General features: G+C 61.8%; 17 protein-coding genes. 6 read left to right on the top strand and 11 right to left on the bottom strand.

Translation table 11 applies throughout. The features are described from left to right. Nucleotides 1–61: 61 nt before the first annotated feature. Together FHT76_RS16935 and FHT76_RS16930 are read right to left on the bottom strand one after the other, a co-directional pair. Nucleotides 62–763: an SDR family NAD(P)-dependent oxidoreductase gene (locus FHT76_RS16935; RefSeq protein ID WP_183860303.1), complete on the bottom strand. Its 702-nt coding sequence runs from the start codon at nt 761–763 to the stop codon at nt 62–64. A gap of 58 nt (nt 764–821) precedes the next feature. Then, on the bottom strand, nt 822–1,280 hold the full coding sequence (locus tag FHT76_RS16930; RefSeq protein ID WP_183860305.1) for an Lrp/AsnC family transcriptional regulator: 459 nt from the start codon (nt 1,278–1,280) through the stop codon (nt 822–824). Between the two features lie 120 nt (nt 1,281–1,400). Here FHT76_RS16930 and FHT76_RS16925 point away from each other — a divergent pair, with 120 nt between their 5' ends. Further along, the gene (locus tag FHT76_RS16925) at nt 1,401–2,684 is read left to right on the top strand and encodes a cystathionine gamma-synthase family protein (protein WP_259126459.1); all 1,284 of its coding nucleotides are present in this window, start codon (nt 1,401–1,403) and stop codon (nt 2,682–2,684) included. Nucleotides 2,685–2,697: 13 nt separating this feature from the next. Here FHT76_RS16925 and FHT76_RS16920 read toward each other — a convergent pair whose 3' ends face one another. The 5 genes from FHT76_RS16920 to FHT76_RS16900 form a co-directional block, all read right to left on the bottom strand. After that, on the bottom strand, nt 2,698–3,069 hold the full coding sequence (locus FHT76_RS16920) for a hypothetical protein (RefSeq protein WP_183860308.1): 372 nt from the start codon (nt 3,067–3,069) through the stop codon (nt 2,698–2,700). 236 nt (nt 3,070–3,305) lie between these two features. Next, nucleotides 3,306–4,325: a histidine kinase dimerization/phosphoacceptor domain -containing protein gene (locus FHT76_RS16915; RefSeq protein WP_259126458.1), complete on the bottom strand. Its 1,020-nt coding sequence runs from the start codon at nt 4,323–4,325 to the stop codon at nt 3,306–3,308. Nucleotides 4,326–4,341: 16 nt separating this feature from the next. Beyond that, the gene (locus FHT76_RS16910) at nt 4,342–4,779 is read right to left on the bottom strand and encodes a response regulator (protein ID WP_183752807.1); all 438 of its coding nucleotides are present in this window, start codon (nt 4,777–4,779) and stop codon (nt 4,342–4,344) included. Next, a complete protein-coding gene (locus tag FHT76_RS16905) occupies nt 4,776–6,269 on the bottom strand; it encodes a CHASE3 domain-containing protein (RefSeq protein ID WP_259126456.1) in 1,494 nt (497 codons plus the stop codon). The genes FHT76_RS16910 and FHT76_RS16905 overlap by 4 nt, the downstream gene beginning before the upstream one ends. Nucleotides 6,270–6,407: 138 nt before the next feature. Further along, nucleotides 6,408–6,881, bottom strand: a complete 474-nt coding sequence (locus tag FHT76_RS16900; RefSeq protein ID WP_183860314.1) for a VOC family protein — start codon at nt 6,879–6,881, stop codon at nt 6,408–6,410. A 204-nt stretch (nt 6,882–7,085) separates the two neighbouring features. Here FHT76_RS16900 and FHT76_RS16895 point away from each other — a divergent pair, with 204 nt between their 5' ends. From FHT76_RS16895 to FHT76_RS16880, 4 genes are read left to right on the top strand one after another with little or no spacing between them, the layout of a single operon-like run. Then, a complete protein-coding gene (locus FHT76_RS16895) occupies nt 7,086–8,882 on the top strand; it encodes an acyl-CoA dehydrogenase C-terminal domain-containing protein (protein ID WP_259126453.1) in 1,797 nt (598 codons plus the stop codon). Between the two features lie 36 nt (nt 8,883–8,918). Beyond that, the gene (locus FHT76_RS16890; RefSeq protein ID WP_153269413.1) at nt 8,919–10,127 is read left to right on the top strand and encodes an acetyl-CoA C-acetyltransferase; all 1,209 of its coding nucleotides are present in this window, start codon (nt 8,919–8,921) and stop codon (nt 10,125–10,127) included. An 11-nt stretch (nt 10,128–10,138) separates the two neighbouring features. Continuing rightward, on the top strand, nt 10,139–10,357 hold the full coding sequence (locus FHT76_RS16885; RefSeq protein ID WP_153269414.1) for a hypothetical protein: 219 nt from the start codon (nt 10,139–10,141) through the stop codon (nt 10,355–10,357). 34 nt (nt 10,358–10,391) lie between these two features. Next, nucleotides 10,392–12,608, top strand: coding sequence for a 3-hydroxyacyl-CoA dehydrogenase NAD-binding domain-containing protein (locus FHT76_RS16880; RefSeq protein ID WP_259126450.1), 2,217 nt, complete (start codon nt 10,392–10,394; stop codon nt 12,606–12,608). 69 nt (nt 12,609–12,677) lie between these two features. On the opposite strand, the gene FHT76_RS16875 is transcribed toward FHT76_RS16880, so the two are convergent. From FHT76_RS16875 to FHT76_RS16865, 3 genes are all read right to left on the bottom strand, one after another. After that, on the bottom strand, nt 12,678–13,106 hold the full coding sequence (locus tag FHT76_RS16875; protein WP_183860320.1) for a plastocyanin/azurin family copper-binding protein: 429 nt from the start codon (nt 13,104–13,106) through the stop codon (nt 12,678–12,680). A gap of 122 nt (nt 13,107–13,228) precedes the next feature. Beyond that, complete coding sequence (locus FHT76_RS16870; RefSeq protein ID WP_183860322.1) at nt 13,229–14,344, bottom strand: NAD(P)/FAD-dependent oxidoreductase; 1,116 nt, start codon at nt 14,342–14,344, stop codon at nt 13,229–13,231. A 79-nt stretch (nt 14,345–14,423) separates the two neighbouring features. Beyond that, nucleotides 14,424–15,236: an arginase family protein gene (locus FHT76_RS16865; RefSeq protein ID WP_183860324.1), complete on the bottom strand. Its 813-nt coding sequence runs from the start codon at nt 15,234–15,236 to the stop codon at nt 14,424–14,426. A gap of 535 nt (nt 15,237–15,771) precedes the next feature. Between FHT76_RS16865 and FHT76_RS16860 the strand changes: the two genes are divergently transcribed. Continuing rightward, a complete protein-coding gene (locus FHT76_RS16860; RefSeq protein WP_183860326.1) occupies nt 15,772–16,254 on the top strand; it encodes a hypothetical protein in 483 nt (160 codons plus the stop codon). Between the two features lie 104 nt (nt 16,255–16,358). Here FHT76_RS16860 and FHT76_RS16855 read toward each other — a convergent pair whose 3' ends face one another. Then, nucleotides 16,359–17,981 (bottom strand): ABC-F family ATP-binding cassette domain-containing protein, encoded by a 1,623-nt coding sequence (locus FHT76_RS16855; protein ID WP_183752825.1) that lies wholly within the window; start codon nt 17,979–17,981, stop codon nt 16,359–16,361. Between the last annotated feature and the right edge of the window lie 83 nt (nt 17,982–18,064).

The raw sequence follows: 18,064 nt of genomic DNA, 5'->3' as shown, positions 1-18,064 counted from the left end.
AAAACCGACCTGCGCGTGCCGCGTCCGCAACATTAGGCGGTGTGCGCATGTTAGGCCGCTATCAGAACGATTCCGTCCACGGTCGCACCTCGATTTCCTGCGACCAGGCGCTCCTGTGCTGCAGCAGGACGTCGATATAGGTCTGCGCGATGGCATCGGGGTCGAGCATCGCATCCGGCTTGGCCGGATCCTCCCGGCGCATCTCCGATCGGATTCCACCGTCGATGATGAAATGGGCGACGTGAATGCCCTTCGGCCCGAGTTCACGGGCAGCGCTCTGGGCAAGGCCGCGAAGCGCGAATTTGCCCATGGCGAACGCGGCCGACTGGGCATATCCCTTCACGCTCGCCGTCGCTCCGGTAAATAGGATTGCGCCGCGCCCATACGGCAGCATGCGCCTTGCCGCCTGCTGACTGACGAGAAAGCCGCCATAGGCGCTGACGGCAATTGCCTGCTCGACCGCTGCCGGATCGAGTTCGGCCAAGGGGCCACGTAGCCGGCCGCTGGCGTTGTAGACGACAACCTCCGGATCGCCGATGGCTGCCGCGACCTCATCGAAAAGCGCCGCGACGGACGCCGGCTGGGCGGCATCCGCCGCAAACATCCTCGCCCCGGTCTCGTCAGTGAGCTTGCTCAGCTTGTCAACGTTGCGCGCCGCCAGCGCGACCTTGACGCCGCGCCGCGTCAATTGACGTGCAAGCGAGGCGCTGAGACCCGGGCCTGCACCGACGATCAAAGCGGAACGGTAGGGAAACTCGGTCATCGCTATCCTCCGGTCGTTTTGTCCGAAACCTGGGCGCAAGATCAAGCTCTCGCGGATATCACACCCGCCGCGCCTTGATCGTGTTCATCACGAAGCTGGTCTCGATAGTATCGACGCATTTCAGCCGGGCAATCTTTTCCTTGATGAAGCGCTCGTAATCCTCGAGACCCGAACTCATCACCTTCAGCACATAGTCCCGTGATCCGGTGACAAGATGGCACTCGAGCACCTCGTCCCATCCGCGAACCGCACTCTCGAACATCTGGATTTCATCCTCGTGCTGGCGACTGAGCCGAACCGAAGCCAGCGCCGTCATCGTCCAGCCGTCGACCGCCGGATCGACGAGGGTCGTATAGCCCTGAATGATTTCCGCGTCCTCCAGCCGGCGCAGACGGCGAAGACAAGCGGATGCAGAAAGTCCGACTCGCTCGGCAAGTTCGTTGTTTGGCAGACGGGCGTCATTCATCAACTCCTTGAGGATCTTCCGATCCATCTCGTCAGCAATTTTCTGCGTCACAATGCTTCATTCTCCGCACTAAGTTGCTTCAAAGAGCATAACCGCGCGGCAAATAGCAAGAACAGCCGTCGCATTCTGATATAATTTGCCAGCATCACGGCATCGCGCGAGGAGACGACAATGACCGCACCGCACCCTTCCAAGACCCACATCGGCAACCACGCCCTGCATCCCGAAACGCAGATGCTGAACTATGGCTACGATCCGGAATTGTCGGAAGGGGCAGTCAAGCCGCCGGTATTCCTGACCTCGACCTTCGTCTTCAAGTCTGCCGAGGATGGCCGCGACTTCTTCGATTATGTCTCCGGCCGCAAGGAGCCACCAGCTGGCAAGGGCGCCGGGCTGGTCTATTCCCGCTTCAATCACCCCAACAGCGAGATCGTCGAGGACCGGCTTGCGGTCTACGAACGGACCGAAAGCTGCGCCCTCTTTTCGTCAGGCATGTCGGCAATCGCGACAACACTGCTGGCCTTCGTCCGGCCGGGTGATGCCGTCCTGCATTCGCAACCGCTCTATGGTGGAACGGAGACGCTGCTGGCAAAGACCTTCCTCAATCTCGGCGTTGCTGCCGTGGGCTTCGCCGACGGCGTCAGCGAAGCGTCGGTGCAATCGGCTGCGGAACAAGCCATGGCCAAGGGCCGGGTCTCAATGATCCTCGTCGAGACGCCAGCCAATCCGACCAACAGCCTCGTCGATGTCGCAATGATCCGCCGCGTCGCCGACGCGATCGGCAGGAAGCAGGGGCATACGCCTGTTATTGCCTGCGACAACACGCTGCTTGGTCCGGTCTTCCAGCGACCGATTGAGCACGGGGCGGACATTTCGCTCTATTCTTTGACCAAATATGTCGGCGGCCATTCGGATCTGATCGCCGGCGCAGCCCTCGGCTCGAAGGCAGTCATGAAGCAGGTCAAGGCGCTACGCGGCGCCATCGGCACCCAGCTCGACCCGCACTCCTGCTGGATGCTCGGTCGTTCGCTGGAAACGCTGCAGATCCGCATGGAGCGCGCTGACAACAATGCCCGCGTCGTTGCCGATTTCCTGCGCGAGCATCCGAAGGTCGAGAAGATTCACTACCTGCCCTATCACGATGCCAACTCACCGCTTGGAAAGACCTTTGCGGCGCAGTGCACCGGTGCCGGATCCACCTTCTCCTTCGACATCAAGGGCGGTCAGCCGGCATCCTTCAAGTTCCTGAACGCCCTGCAGATCTTCAAGCTCGCGGTCAGCCTGGGCGGCACGGAATCGCTCGCCAGCCATCCGGCAACGATGACGCATTCCGGCGTGCCGTCCGACGTGCGCCAACGGATCGGCGTTTTGGAATCGACGATCCGCCTGTCGATCGGCATCGAGCATCCGGATGATCTCGTCGCCGATCTGCAACAGGCGCTGGACGCCGCGTGATTTGGGCGGCGGCCTAGGCGGCCGCCGTTTCCCTCACATCGTCGAGCAGGAAATGCACGACGACATATTTCGTCGTGTAGTGGCGGCCGCTGTCGGACACTTTGTCGACACTGCCGCCATCGGCGGGATGCCAGCGATGATAGTGCGGGCTTGTCGTGATCAGGGTGATCGCCTTGCCGGCCATCTTGCCGTCGAGACGGTAACGCATTTCGGCCAGCGGCCAGATGCGCTCATAGTCCTCCATGGATATGCGGACCTTCAGGGCTTTGCGGCTCACCGCTTCGCTGCGTGAGCCGTCTTCGTGCTCAACAGCCGGCAGTTCCAGCGTGACTTCCTCGGCTCCATCGAGAATGGAATTGAACTCCTCCGGCCACATCCGTCTCATAAAATCGCTCCTCCAAAGCTCTTTCATCAGTCTGCCTGCGAAATCTAGCGTGTCTTCTCCCGGAAGCAAACAGTTCCGACAAAGGTTAGACGAAAGCTTCACGCACAGGCATGGCAATCATTATCATTTCTGTGTCGCGCTATGGGCTTTGTCCGATTCAACACGCCGCCCCGACGCATCGATGGAACACATGGACAGGCCAGGTCTGCCGGTCGCGACCGTTCGTGATCGCGTTCTCAGTGCCAGCGCACGGCCACATATGTGCCCGTCGACTTACCATCACGGCCGTAGGTGATCTCCGCACCGAGTGTCGTCGTCATGGCGTTGATCAGGCGTGTGCCGAGGCCGGTCCCCTTTGGCCCGCTCGCCCGATCGAAGCCGACGCCATCGTCCTCGACGGACAACACATTGCCGCCGTCTTCGGTTCTTCGCAGGACAACGCGCACCTCGCCCTCCGCCCCGGGATAGGCGTACTTCATCGCGTTGGTCACCAACTCTGTCAGGATGACGCCGAGTGCAACGGCCCTGTCGGCGGTCGTTGATATGCGGCAAAGGTCGGATTGGACCGCTATGCCGCGCGAAAAACTGCTTGTGCCGTGCAACTCTGCCAGCAGCGGCCGCAGATAGACGTCGAGCTGCACTTCGCCGACGTCACTTGACGTGTAGAGACTGCGGTGGACGCCGGCGATCGCCGTGATCCGGTTCTGCGTCTCGTCAAGCGCCGTCTTCGTTTCATCGCTGCGAGCAATCTGCATCTGCATGCGGATCATCGCTGAAACAAGCGACAGGCTGTTGGCGATACGATGATTCATTTCGGCGAGCAGCAGTTCCGCGCGCTCCTTGGCGACGACGAGCTGCCGATCCGCCTCTTCCTTCTCGCTGCGCAGGCGTGCATTTTCCAGCGCCTGCTCGAGCGCGCTGACGAGAAGCGGGAAGAAGTCGTCCGTCGCGGTCTTGACGACGTAGTCCGCAGCGCCACCCTTCAGCGCCTTGATCGCCACGTCGGCGTCGCTCGACCCTGTCACATAAAGAACCGGCGTTCGCCGATGGGTTTCGGCGATTGCCTCGAGGAAATGCAGGCCCGTCTGGTTCTCGAAATAGTGATCGAGAACGACCGCCTCGAATTCCTCGGCTTCGAACAGTTCGAGCCCGGTGGTGATCGACGGGGCATGAATGACTTCGAAATCACTGCGCGCAAGGACCCGTGTGGCAAGACGGGCTAGAGCCGGATCATCGTCGATGTAAAGAATGCGCACAGATATTGGCTACTCGTTAGGGGATCTGGATGACGGAGAAGAACAGGCCGAGATTGCGGATCGCGGTGGCGAAACCGTCATAGTCGACTGGCTTGGTGATGTAGACGTTTGCGCCGAGATCGTAGCACTTCTGGATTTCCCGCTCGTCGTCCGTGGTCGTCAACACGACGACGGGAAGGCGGCGGGTGTATTCGTTGCTCTTGATCTGCTCGAGAATGTCGAGGCCCGACATGTCGGGCAGGTTGAGATCGAGCAACACGAGCAGATAACGATCCTTGCTGACCACGCCATCGCGGCTCGGCCCGAGGATGTAGTCGAGCGCGCTTTTGCCGAGGGTGAAGGGCACGATCTCGTTGTGCACGCCGGCGCGGCGCACGTTCTTTTCGATGAGACGGGCGTGGCCCTCGTCATCCTCGATCATGACGATCGTTACTTCCTGACCCGTGGCTTTCATGATTCCATGCTCCGGACGATTTTCGTGAGGTCGGACGGCAGCGTCAGAATGAAGGTGCTGCCCTGGCCGAGTTCGGATTCGACCGTAATGTCTCCGCCCAAATTTCGTATTAACGAGCGCACATGCGCAAGGCCAATGCCTTCGCCGCGCTGATCCTGCTCTCCCGCCCGACGAAACAGCTCGAACACCCGTTCGAGGTCCTGAGGCCCGATGCCGCGTCCATTGTCCTTGAAATCGATCCGCACGCGGCCCGGACCATCCGGACGGGCGTCGATCTCAAGCGCCAGCGGCCGACCTTGCATCTGGTACTTCACAGCATTGTCGAAAAGATTGCCGAAAATCTGTTCAAGCGAAAAACGATCGGTGATGACCGCGCCCGCGCGGACGCGGATGTCCACCGCTCCGTCGGATTCGGACAGCTGGTGTTGAACGTTTGCGGCCGCCGTTTCCAGCAGGGATTTGAGGTCAATACGCTCCGGTTGAAGCTTCCTGCGACCGTCACGCGAAATCTTCAGGATCGCGTTGATCAGCGAGTCCATCTTGCGCGTCGACGAGCGGATGAAACCGAGAGCTTCAGGCAGGTCCTCCTCGACCGCCTGCCGGGCTTCGCGAATTTCCTCCGCAGTCGGCGACTTGTCGTCTGCAAGAATGTAAGCCGTGACCGACTTCATCGCCGTGTCGAGCTCGCTGAGGAAGCCCATGATGTTGACGAGCGGCGCGCGCAGATCGTGGGTGACGATGTAGGCGAAACGCTGGATTTCCTGGTTGGCGCGGATGACCTCCTCCGTGCGCTCGCGCACACGTGTCTCCAGCCCAACGTTGAGAAGTTCGACCTCGTCGGTTGCCGCCTGCAGATCGCGCACATGCTGCACGATGATCATGATCGCGCCGCCGAGCACGATCAGGATCGCGATCGCACCGCCGATCGTCACCCATTGCAGATTGCCGGCGGCCGAGAGCTGCGCCTGCACGAGGACGCGCAGGCGGTCGTCGGTCTGCTCGAGGAAATCGCCGAGGATCGTGCGCACCTTATCCATGTATTCGCGGCCGGCGTCATCGCGAACGATAGCCACGGCCTCGGGGAGCTTGCCTTCCTTGGCAAGCGCAACCGTGGTCGAAAGCTCCTGCAGCTTGCCGTCTATGGCCGTGCTCAGTGCATCGAGTTGCAGGGCGTAGTTTGGCAGCGGCGAGACGTTGTCGACCAGAGCCTTGCGGCGTTCAGGCAACGCCTGCAGCGCCTTGTCGTATGGCTCGAGATAGCTGAGGTCGCTCGACAGCAGAAAGCCTCGCTGGCCGGTTTCCGCGTCCTGCACCGTTGTCAGAAGGCCAACGATCGAACTCCGCACGCGACGAAGCGAGGCCGTCTCCTCGGAGTAATTGTTGTTGGCACGCACCAGCCAGATCGACGAGCCAACAATGCCAAGCAGGATCAGCACCCCGACGGCGAGCATGATCAAACTGGAACGGTAGAAGGCAGCGGTGGAAGTCATCAGGCATCCGCATTATCGGTGGGCGCCTTCTTGTATACACAGCCACCCGCGAAAGATAGCACCCTTATAGTATGCCGCTCTAACAGTTCTCCCGCAGCGACTGCGAGCCGTTGCGGGAGGGAGTCGCGAGCCGGGCGACTAGCGATACGCTGCCTCGAGCTTCGCGATATCGAGCTTGACCATTCCGAGCATGACCTCGGTGACGCGCTTGGCGCGTTCGCGGTCGGGATCTGCGACCATCTCCGACAGAACACGCGGAACGATCTGCCAGCACAAGCCCCAGCGATCCCTTAGCCAGCCGCACTGTTCTTCGACGCCGCCGTTCTCCAGGAAGGCGCGCCAAATCCTGTCGATCTCCTGTTGTGTCTCGCACTGTACCGAGACCGAGAAGGCGTGGTTGAACGCATCGAGCGGGCCGGCCTGCATCGCCACGAAATCCTGATGCCCGAGCTTGAACTCGATGATGATGACGCTGCCCGGAGGGCCGCTCGGCGTTTCGGCCGGCAGGATGGTCGTGCGCCCCATGGACGAATTCGGGATGGTCGCCACATAAAATTCGACGGCCTCCCGGACGTCCTTCTCAAACCAGAGGTTCGAACTGACCTTGAGCATGGATTGTCCTCCTCGTTGCTGCTCCGATGATGGGTTCGACAGCCCTAGGACGTTCTTGGCCCGCCCTTCCCGACAGCGCACACACAATCGTCATCAGAAATTCGAGTCCGCGCAAAATTTGACGTTTACGCAAACGTCAATATTTTGTAAGAGACTCTCGAATGCCGGTGTCATCCGGCGTGCCGAATTGGAGGAATTCGAACGATGCCAGTCTACAAGGCCCCGGTTAACGACACGCTCTTCGTGCTGAATGACGTGCTCGGCCTGGAACGCTACAACAATCTTCCGGGGTTTGCCGACGCCACGCCTGACATGATCGAGGCGATCCTCGGCGAGGCTGCGAAAGTTGCGGAGGAAGCGCTATTTCCGCTCAACTATTCAGGTGATCAGCAAGGTTGCGTGCGCCACGAAGACGGATCGGTCTCCGTTCCCGATGGTTTCAAGGGCGGCTACGACGCCTATTGCCAGGGCGGGTGGATCGGGCTTGCCGTTCCCGAGGAATTCGGCGGACAGGGCCTCCCCTACGCACTGCATGCGGCTGTCGGCGAATATACGTCCGCTGCCAACATGTCGCTGATGATGTATCCCGGGCTGACCCAGGGTGCAATCGCGGCGATCCTCGTCCATGGCTCGGACGAGCAGAAGCACACCTATCTGCCGAAGATGGTCTCCGGCGAATGGTCGGGCACCATGAACCTCACCGAGCCGCATTGCGGCACCGATCTCGGCCTGCTGCGTACAAAGGCGGTGCCGCAGGCAGACGGCAGCTACAGACTATCAGGCCAGAAGATCTTCATTTCCGCCGGCGAGCACGACATGACGGACAATATCGTCCATCTGGTGCTGGCGCGCATCGAGGGCGCCCCCGAGGGCACCAAGGGCATTTCGCTGTTCATAGTGCCGAAATATCTCGTCACGGCAGATGGCACGGTTGGCAAGCGCAACCAGGTCTCCTGCGGCGCGATCGAACACAAGATGGGCATTCACGGCAATGCAACCTGCGTCATGAACTATGACGAGGCCACCGGCTTCCTCATCGGCGCCGAGAACAAGGGCCTCAGCGCCATGTTCGTGATGATGAACGAGGCGCGTCTCAGCGTCGGCCTGCAGGGACTGGCAATCTCGGAAATCGCCTACCAGAACGCCGTCAACTACGCCCGCGAGCGCATCCAGGGCCGCTCGCTCTCCGGCCCGAAGGCGCCGGAGAAGAAGGCCGACCCGATCATCGTGCATCCGGATATCCGCCGCTCGCTGATGACGATCCGTGCCTTCAACGAGGCCGGCCGCGCCTTCCTGCTCTGGACGGCGCTGAAATCCGACATCGCCCACCGCTCGGCGGACGAGAAGGAACGCCAGACCGCCGACGACATTCTCGGCTTCGTCACCCCGATCCTCAAGGGTGTCCTGACCGACAAGGGCTTCGACCACGCCGTTATGGCCCAGCAGGTCTTCGGCGGCCACGGCTATATCGAAGAGCACGGCATGAGCCAGTATGTGCGCGATGCGCGCATCGCCATGATCTATGAAGGCGCCAACGGCATTCAGGCGCTCGATCTCGTCGGCCGCAAGCTCGGCCAGAACGGCGGCCGCGCCGTCATGGCACTGTTCAAGGAAATCGGCGATTTCTGCGAGGAGAACCGTAACGACGAACAGATGACCTTCTTCACCAAGAACCTGAAGAAGGGGTTGAACGACGTGCAGGCGGCGACCATGTGGTTCATGCAGCACGCCATGGCCAAGCCAGACAATGCCGGCGCCGGCTCGACCGACTACATGCACCTCTTCGGCCTCGTCGTGCTCGGCTACATGTGGGCGAAGATGGCGAAGGCTGCCGAGGACGGCCTTGCTACGGGAGACGCGGATCGCGAGGCATTCCTTCGCAACAAGCTGATCACCGCGCGCTTCTTCATGGAGCGGATCATGCCGGAAACGGCGCTGCGCAAGGCCCGGATCGAAACCGGTGCGGAAACGATGATGACCTTGGCCGCCGAGGCCTTTTGAGTTCAACGGCGCTCGCGCCGATAGGGAGATAGAGGAATGACCGAGGTTTTCATTTACGACCACGTGCGCACGCCACGCGGTCGCGGCAAGAAGGACGGCTCGCTGCACGAGGTACCGTCGGTGCGCCTTGCCGCAAAGACGCTAGAGGCTATCCGCGACCGCAACGGGCTTGATACGGCCACTGTCGACGACATCGTCATGGGCTGCGTCGATCCTGTCATGGAAGCCGGCGCGGTGATCCCGCGCGGGGCGGCCTTCGAGGCAGGCTATTCCACCAAGGCACCCGGCATGCAGATTTCCCGCTTCTGCGCCTCCGGTCTCGACGCGGTGAATTTCGGCGCGGCGAAGATCGCCCAGGGCGCCGACGACATCGTCATCGCAGGCGGCGTCGAGTCGATGTCGCGCGTCGGTCTCGGCATGTCCGGCGGCGCCTGGTTCATGGATCCGTCGGTGAACTTCCCGGCTTATTTCATGCCGCAGGGCGTCTCCGCTGACCTGATCGCCACCAAGTATGGCTTCTCGCGCGACGACGTCGATGCCTATGCGGTCGAGAGTCAGAAGCGCGCTGCGAATGCCTGGGAGAAGGGTTACTTCAAGAACTCCGTCATCCCAGTCAAGGACCAGAACGGCCTTGTTATCCTTGCCCATGACGAGCACATGCGCCCGGGCACCGACATGCAGGCGCTGGCAGCGCTGAACCCCTCCTTCCAGATGCCGGGCGAGATGGGCGGCTTCGAGGCCGTTGCAATCCAGGCGCATCCGGAGGTCGAGCGCCTCAACTACGTCCACCACGCCGGCAACTCCTCGGGCATCGTCGATGGCGCGGCCGCCGTGCTGCTCGGCTCCAAGGCCGGCGGCGAGAGCATGGGTATCAAGCCCCGCGGCCGCATCAAGGCCTTCGCCAATATCGGCTCCGACCCGGCACTGATGCTGACCGGCCCCGTCGACGTCACCGAAAAGCTTCTGAAGCGCACGGGCATGACGCTTGCCGACATCGATCTCTTCGAGCTCAACGAAGCCTTCGCCGCCGTCGTGCTGCGCTTCATGCAGGCCTTCGAGGTCCCGCATGACCAGATCAACGTCAACGGCGGCGCGATCGCCATGGGCCACCCGCTCGGCGCCACCGGTGCGATGATCCTCGGCACGGTGCTGGACGAGCTGGAGCGGCGCGATCTCAACACCGCGCTTGTCACGCTCTGCATCGGCGCCGGCATGGGCACGGCGACCATCATCGAACGCGTCTGAGGGAGCGTGAGATGCCGATCGACCGTGACGTCTACGAAAATGAACGTAACGAGATCGAACGGCAGTTCGCACAGCACAATCTTGAGAAGGACATGGCGCAGGCTGCCCGCAAAGGACCACCGATCTTGTCGAAGCGGGATGCCGCACGAAGCCGGGTCGCCGGTTGGATCGCGTTGGCCGTACCGATCGGTCTGATCGCCACCCTTTGCTACCTTCTAGGCGCCTTCTGACAGTTTGGGAAATTCAGGGAAGAGGAATCCCACAATGACCACCTACAAGAACTTCACCGTCGAAACCGACGCGGACGGCATCGCCCTTGTCACCTGGGACATGCCCGGCAAATCCATGAACGTCTTCACCGAAGAGGTGATGGATGAGCTCGACGCCATTGTCGATGCCGTGGTTGCCGATAGCGCCACCAAGGGCGCGGTCATCACCTCAGGTAAGTCGAGCTTCTCCGGTGGCGCGGACCTGTCGATGATCAAGTCGATGTTCTCGCTCTACCAGCATGAGAAGGCAACCAACCCCGATGGCGCCGCGCAGAAGCTGTTCGATCTCGTCGGTCGCATGACCGGCCTGTTCCGCAAGATCGAAACCTCGGGCAAGCCCTGGGTCTCGGCGATCAACGGCACCTGCATGGGCGGCGCCTTCGAAATGTCGCTCGCCTGCCACGGCCGCGTCGCCTCGAATGCCAAGTCCGTGAAGATCGCGCTGCCCGAGGTCAAGGTCGGCATCTTCCCGGGTGCCGGCGGCACGCAGCGCATCTCGAGGCTTGCCGACGCTCAGTCGGCCCTGCAGATGATGACGACGGGCCAGTCGCTGACGGCGGCGCGCGCCAAGGCGATGAACCTCCTGCATCAGGTGGTCGAGCCGGATCAGCTGATCCCGGCAGCCAAGCAGATGATCAAGGACGGCCTCAAGCCTGTCGCCCCCTGGGACGAGAAGGGCTTCAAGGCGCCCGGCGGCGGCATCTGGACGCCTGCGGCAGCGCAGCTCTGGCCGGCCGCACCCGCGATCCTGCGCCGCGAAACGGCAGGCAACTACCCGGCAGCACTCGCCATCCTCAAATGCGTCTATGAAGGCCTGCAGGTGCCGTTCGACACCGGCCTCAAGATCGAACAGCGCTACTTCACCGAGATTCTGCAGACCAGCGAAGCCTTCTCGATGATCCGTTCGCTCTTCATCTCCATGCAGGAGCTCGGCAAAGGGGCCCGCCGCCCCGCCGGGATCCCGAAAACGGTGTTGAAGAAAGTGGGTGTCGTCGGCGCCGGTTTCATGGGAGCCTCGATCGCCTATGTGACCGCCGCCGCCGGCATCCCCGTCACCCTCATCGACCGCGACATCGAAGCGGCGACCAAGGGCAAGAGCGTCGGCGAAGGCCTGGTGAAGGACTCGATCGGTAAGGGACGCCTTACGCAAGACGAGGGTGTGGCGCTGCTGTCGCGCATCGTCCCGTCCGCCGACTATGGCGACCTCAAGGATGCCGATCTCGTCATCGAAGCGGTGTTCGAAGACCGTGAGGTCAAGAAGGCCGTGATCGAGGCGGTTGAAGCCGTGTTGCCCGAGGGCGCCATCTTCGCCTCCAACACCTCGACCCTGCCGATCACCGGCCTTGCCGGGAACTCCAAGCGGCCCGCCGATTTCGTCGGCGTGCACTTCTTCTCGCCGGTCGAGAAGATGATGCTGACGGAGGTCATAACAGGCAAGGAGACCGGCGACAAGGCGCTCGCCGTGGCACTCGACTATGTCGCCGCGATCAAGAAGACGCCTATTGTCGTCAACGACACGCGCGGCTTCTTCGTCAATCGCTGCGTCTTCCGCTACATCCACGAAGCCTACGACATGCTGATCGAGGGCGTTCCGCCCGCGATGATCGAGAATGCCGCCAAGATGGCCGGCATGCCCGTCGGTCCGCTGTCGCTGAACGACGAAGTGGCGATCGATCTCAGCCAGAAGATCCTGAAGGCCACCGTCGCTGATCTCGGCGAGGCCGCCGTCAATCCCAAGCATATGGCGCTGATCAACAAGATGGTCGACGAACTCGACCGCCGCGGCCGCAAGAACGGCAAGGGCTTCTACGACTATCCGGCGAAACCGGCCAAGAAGTCGCTCTGGCCGGAGCTGAAGACCTTCTACCCGCAGAAGAAGGCCGACGACATCGACGTCGAAGTGCTGAAGCAGCGCTTCCTCGTCACCATCGCGCTGGAGGCAGCCCGCACCATCGAAGAAGGCATCGTCACCGATCCGCGCGAGGCTGATGTCGGCTCCATCCTCGGCTTCGGCTTCGCTCCCTACACCGGCGGCGTGCTCTCCTACATCGACGGCATGGGCGTGAAGACCTTTGTGGACCTCTGCGAGAAACTCTCGGCAACCTACGGCGCACACTTCAAGCCGACGGCGCTACTGAAGGACATGGCCGCGAAGGGAGAGACCTTCTACGGCCGGTTTGATCCCTATGCAAAGGAGAAGGCGGCGGCATAAGCCGCCACCGGACAATCTCAAGCAAAAGCCAGCCGTCGCCTTCGGCTGGCCTTCCATCTCGGATAACGGCTATTTCGTGACCGTCAGGCCGGCCTGCATGCCCGCCTCGTAGTGCCCTTTGATATTGCACAGCAACAGATAGGCACCCGGGGCAAGTTTTGCTTTCAACTGCCCGTCCGCTCCCGGCTTGAGGTCCGAGACTTCGCCGATGCTTTTGAGCTGCTTTTCGTCGACACGATGCCGTGAAGCAACCACCGGGATCTTCTGGTCGGCGGATTTCAGCTTGACCAGCACCATCTCGTGATCCTCGGTCATCGCATCGTTATGAACGGCGAAGACCGTTTCGCCCGCCTTGATCGTGGTCTGGTCGAGCGTCAGGGTCATCGGCCCGCCGCCCTCGCCGCCTTCTGTGACTTTCACCGTCGTTGCCGCCCATGACGGCGAAGCAATTGCGATTACGGCGGATGCTGCGAGAGCATACCATGCGTACCTGTTCATCAAATCAGCCTTTCCGTTGCAGCCCGCGCTTCCCGTAGGCAGCACGTCTGACGTTAACCTGAAAGGCTGGTCCACCAGGTTGCGACGCAAAGTCGATACTGGTTCAAGCGACGTAAAGCGCATTATTTGCCGGCGATAGAGGCCGCGATCTTTTCCGCTTCTAGTCCGATCTCCCGGAGAAGACCGGTCGGCACGGCAGTGAAGCCGCAAAAGTAGAGACCGTCATTCGCCGGCTGCAGCGCGCCGCGGGCGGGACCGTCAGCGCCGGCAAATCGCTCAGCGAAATCGGGCAGAAGCGCTTCGAGCCCTGATCGGTAGCCGGTCGCCAGAACGATCGCATCGAACATGTCGGATCGGCCGTCGACGAAATTGACGCGCCGCGCCTCGCTGTTCGAGATAGCCGGGAACACCGTGATATCTCCTGACCGGATCCGCTCGATCGTTCCGATATTGATCAGAGGCGTACGGCCCCTTTCGATGATGCCGGTCAGCGGGCCGCCCTTTGCCCGCTCCACCCCGAATTTCCCGAGGTCGCCGAACCGCAGGCTGAGGATCGGCGCATTCATCGCATCGACCAGGCGATAGGGAAGGAAGCGTTGCGCGATGGCGATGCTGGCGCTCGTCACACCGAACAGTTCGAGCGGCACGACGCTGACCGGGCCGCGCACCGCCATCGCCACGTCAAGACCGGCCTCGGCGCATTCCAGCGCGATCTCGCCGGCCGAGTTGCCGAAGCCGACGACGAGGACGCGCTTGGCGGCAAGCGCGGCGGCATTGGTAAACTCGGAGGAATGAAGAAGTTTGCCCGCAAACAGCTCCCGCCCTTCCCATACCGGCCGTATCGGCGTGTTCGCGAGGCCGGTCGCGACGATGACGTTCGTCGCCTTCAAGGTCCCGTCAGAGCTCTCCACGGTCCACGTCTCGTCCTTGCGGATCGTCGTCGCGCGCACACCAAATCTCACCTCGATGTCGTTCGACGAGCTATAGGTTTCGAGATACTCGATCACCTGAAGCCGCGATGGATATCTTGGAAAATGCCGCGGCATCGGCATTCCCGGCAGGGCCGAGTGCCTCTTGTGGGTATGCAGGTGAAGGCGGTCGTAGTGATGATGCCAGGCGGCGGCGAGCGTCTCGCCTTTCTCAAGCACGACAAACGAGCGCCCACGCGCCTGCAGCGCCACAGCGCAGGCTAATCCTGCCGGTCCCGCGCCGATGATGATCGTCTCTGCATCCGTCAATAGAGATCTCCGGCGGCCGGAAGCCGGGACAAAGCATAGAGGAGATTTCGCTGACGAGCGAGCGTGTTTCGGGATATCGCTATCGCAGAACGGGCTTCAAAGCATCGAGCAGAGCATTCGGGGACACGGGAGAACCGTTCGCCTTCCAGGCGCTTTGAAACTCCGCGATCTCGATCCCTATGAAATCATGCTCTGCAATTAGCTCGCAGCAGATCCGCAGATCATCCAGCGATAGGCCGCCTTCGTGCTTATAATCCGTCGGTACAATGCCCGGCTCCAAGACATCGCAGTCGAGATGCACATAGACGGATCGACCACTTATTGCGTTCCGAAGCTCAGTTGCCAGATCAGCGCCCGGCTTGATGAGCGGAATGTTGTGCGTCGCTATAAGATCAAGTTCAAATGGATCGAGGTCGCGCTGCCCCACCAGAACGACCTGATCCAGGCTCAAGCCTGCACCAAGGCCTGAATCCCAAAGCCCGACAGGCCCTGCCAACGCCAATCCACCGAGATATCCAGTCGGGCTCGCTTCCGGTGGATTGAGATCGCCATGCGCATCGAACCACACGATGCAGGCGGAGGGAAAATGCTTTGCGACCGCCGGCAGCGTCGCCAGAGAAACGGCGCACCGGCCGGTTGCGGCAATCGAGACTGCCCCTCCGGCAAATACATCGTCGAAGCGAGACTGAATTTCCTTCAGCGATGGAAGAGCCGCATCCAGCTCTTCATGCCAGCCGGCATTCAATGCGGATGCCGGGGTGCCGATCACTGTAGGCGAGATACCAGTGCGGCTTTCCAACTCCTCGCCAATGGCCTTTGCGCCGGGAATGGCCAGATCGTTATGATCGCCTGCACGCCCTTGGAAAACTGTATACTCTGCCCGCTTCGCCAAGACTGCAACCTCCGACTATGCGCCGCAACCCTAAAGGCAATTTGCAGATCGAGGAAGCCTGCTTGTGGCGGATCCATACGTTGCACCTACTCGGTCATCCGGTCCGGCGCGGAAGAAAAATTCGCTCCGATTTTCCCCACCCTTCGGCTCCATGCCTACAATCGCCCCGCTTCCGTCGCCGGAGTGTTTCGCGAGACGTTCGCGGGCAGGCGGGAGCCGGCGCCCTGTACCAGGCTGTAACGTGCAGCCGCACGCGGGGAGGTGAAAGCCGGGCATCGGGGTCAAACCCGCTGCCGTCATAAGTCTCCCCCGGATGTTCCAGCATCCGGTTTGGTTCAGCCATGCAAGTCCGGGCGAGAATGCCCGGACGCAGCGAGACGAGGCGATCATCTGAAGGGAGCGGAAGTCCCGAAGAACGCCGAAGGCCACGCAAATGCGGAGCCACCATAAAACCAACCAGTGAGGTTCCGCATTTGCGTGGGCTCTCCGGATCGATGCTCGAAACATGGCGGCGGAGCCGCCGTGGAGGAAACGCATGAGAAGCAGCCTGTTCCTGAAAAGACTTCTCGCCCTGCCCGTGGTCGAGGTGCTCGCCGTCGTCGAAGCCATGAATTTCGAGGATGGTGGACTGGTCCACGACGAGGAGAAGGCGCGGCCCGGCGGCTGCGTGATCACCCGTCTTGCGGCCGGCGAATGCAGTTTCTGGAAGGATTGCGTCATCCCCGGCTGCCGTCGCGCTCGGGCCTGCCGGGGCAAGCTGACAGCGGCACAGATACAGCACGGCTCCGGTTATCACCCCTATTTTCCGCCTTGCACGCGCGCCAACGAGGACCGGCGGCAGGCTATCCTTCGGATGATGGGCAGGATGCCAGAGACGACTGCCGACGACACGGCGGAATTCCGCGATCTGGAGCGTCGCTTGGCAGAGGCGGCACGGCTGCAACCGGAACTCCGATCGCGGCTCAGCGCCTTTCCCGGCCGCTACGGCCTGCCGGCAGCGCCGAAATGCCAGAAATAGCGGCGCCTGGTGTTCAAAAGGCAGCTGCGCGGCAACCCTGTGCGAAGGTCGCCACGATAGCGGTTTTGTGTCGAGCCCGGAGGCCGACGGGTGCCCCGGCGCCGTCAGCCCCGCAGGCCGGGTGCCTCGTAGCCGGTGCGCTCGACATATTCGGTGTAGCCGCCGCCGTACTGATGGATGCCGTCAGGCGTCAATTCCAGCACGCGGTTGGAAAGCGCAGCAAGGAAATGCCGGTCGTGCGAGACGAACAGCATGGTGCCCTCGTATTGCGACAGCGCTTTGATCAGCATTTCCTTGGTATCGAGGTCGAGGTGGTTGGTCGGCTCGTCGAGGACGAGCAGGTTCGGCGGATCGAACAGCATCTTGGCCATGACCAGCCGCGCCTTTTCGCCGCCGGACAACACCCGGCACTTCTTCTCGACATCGTCGCCGGAGAAGCCGAAGCAGCCGGCAAGTGCACGCAGCGGCGCCTGCCCCGCCTGCGGGAAGGAATCCTCCAGCCATTCCAGCACCGTCCGCTCGCCGTCGAGCAGATCCATCGCGTGCTGCGCGAAATAGCCCATCTTGACGCTGGCGCCGAGAGCGACGCTGCCCTCATCGGGTTCGGCGGAGCCAGCCACCAGCTTCAGCAGGGTCGACTTGCCGGCGCCGTTGATGCCCATGATGCACCAGCGCTCCTTGCGGCGGACCATGAAGTCCAGGCCTTCGTAGATGGTGCGGCTACCGTACTTCTTGTGAACGTTCTTGAGGTTGATCACGTCTTCGCCGGAACGCGGCGCCGGCAGGAAGTCGAAGGCAACGGTCTGGCGGCGCTTCGGCGGCTCGACACGGTCGATCTTCTCGAGCTTCTTGACACGGCTCTGCACCTGCGAAGCGTGCGAGGCCCGCGCCTTGAACCGCTCGATGAACTTGATCTCCTTGGCAAGCATCGCCTGCTGGCGCTCGAACTGCGCCTGCTGCTGCTTCTCGTTCTGAGCCCGCTGCTGCTCGTAGAAGCCGTAATCGCCGGAGTAGCTGTTCAGCGAGCCGGCGTCGATCTCGATGATCTTGCCGACGATGCGGTTCATGAACTCGCGGTCGTGCGAAGTCATCAGCAATGCGCCGTCGTAGGTCTTCAGGAAATCTTCCAGCCAGATCAGGCTCTCGAGATCCAGGTGGTTGCTCGGTTCGTCGAGCAGCATGACATCAGGGCGCATCAGCAGAATGCGCGCGAGCGCGACACGCATCTTCCAGCCGCCCGACAGTCCGCCGACATCGCCGTCCATCATTTCCTGCGTGAAGCTCAGACCTGCCAAAACTTCACGCGCACGGCCCTCGAGCGCATAACCGTCCAGTTCCTCATAGCGCGCCTGGACTTCGCCGTAGCGCTCGATGATCCGGTCCATCTCGTCGAGCTTGTCGGGGTCAATCATTTCCGCTTCGAGCTCACGCAGCTCGGCCGCGACGACGCTGACGGGACCGGCGCCTTCCATGACCTCGGCCACGGCGCTGCGGCCTTCCATCTCGCCGACATCCTGATTGAAATAGCCGATGGTCACACCCTTTTCGGCGGCGACCTGGCCTTCGTCGGGCTGCTCCTGTCCCGTGATCATGCGAAAGAGCGTCGTCTTGCCGGCGCCGTTCGGACCGACGAGGCCGATCTTCTCGCCTTTGTTGAGGGCTGCGGATGCCTCTATGAAGAGGATGCGGTGGCTGTTCTGCTTGCTGATATTCTCGATACGAATCATGTCTGCGTGGAGTCCGAAAGCGTTGCTGCGCCCCTCGATCATGCCGGCCGGGGCTTTTTGCGGCTCTCGCTAGCACATTCGCC

The sequence above is a fragment of the Rhizobium sp. BK176 genome, assembly GCF_024808055.1.
This window is presented reverse-complemented; position numbering and strand designations above follow the sequence as displayed.

Coding starts and splice junctions, on each gene's coding strand:
- FHT76_RS16935 (WP_183860303.1), bottom strand. CDS start 763: ATGACCGAGTTTCCCTACCGTTCCGCTTTGATCGTCGGTGCAGGCCCG.
- FHT76_RS16925 (WP_259126459.1), top strand. CDS start 1,401: ATGACCGCACCGCACCCTTCCAAGACCCACATCGGCAACCACGCCCTG.
- FHT76_RS16920 (WP_183860308.1), bottom strand. CDS start 3,069: ATGAGACGGATGTGGCCGGAGGAGTTCAATTCCATTCTCGATGGAGCC.
- FHT76_RS16910 (WP_183752807.1), bottom strand. CDS start 4,779: ATGAAAGCCACGGGTCAGGAAGTAACGATCGTCATGATCGAGGATGAC.
- FHT76_RS16905 (WP_259126456.1), bottom strand. CDS start 6,269: ATGACTTCCACCGCTGCCTTCTACCGTTCCAGTTTGATCATGCTCGCC.
- FHT76_RS16900 (WP_183860314.1), bottom strand. CDS start 6,881: ATGCTCAAGGTCAGTTCGAACCTCTGGTTTGAGAAGGACGTCCGGGAG.
- FHT76_RS16895 (WP_259126453.1), top strand. CDS start 7,086: ATGCCAGTCTACAAGGCCCCGGTTAACGACACGCTCTTCGTGCTGAAT.
- FHT76_RS16890 (WP_153269413.1), top strand. CDS start 8,919: ATGACCGAGGTTTTCATTTACGACCACGTGCGCACGCCACGCGGTCGC.
- FHT76_RS16885 (WP_153269414.1), top strand. CDS start 10,139: ATGCCGATCGACCGTGACGTCTACGAAAATGAACGTAACGAGATCGAA.
- FHT76_RS16880 (WP_259126450.1), top strand. CDS start 10,392: ATGACCACCTACAAGAACTTCACCGTCGAAACCGACGCGGACGGCATC.
- FHT76_RS16875 (WP_183860320.1), bottom strand. CDS start 13,106: ATGAACAGGTACGCATGGTATGCTCTCGCAGCATCCGCCGTAATCGCA.
- FHT76_RS16860 (WP_183860326.1), top strand. CDS start 15,772: ATGAGAAGCAGCCTGTTCCTGAAAAGACTTCTCGCCCTGCCCGTGGTC.
- FHT76_RS16855 (WP_183752825.1), bottom strand. CDS start 17,981: ATGATTCGTATCGAGAATATCAGCAAGCAGAACAGCCACCGCATCCTC.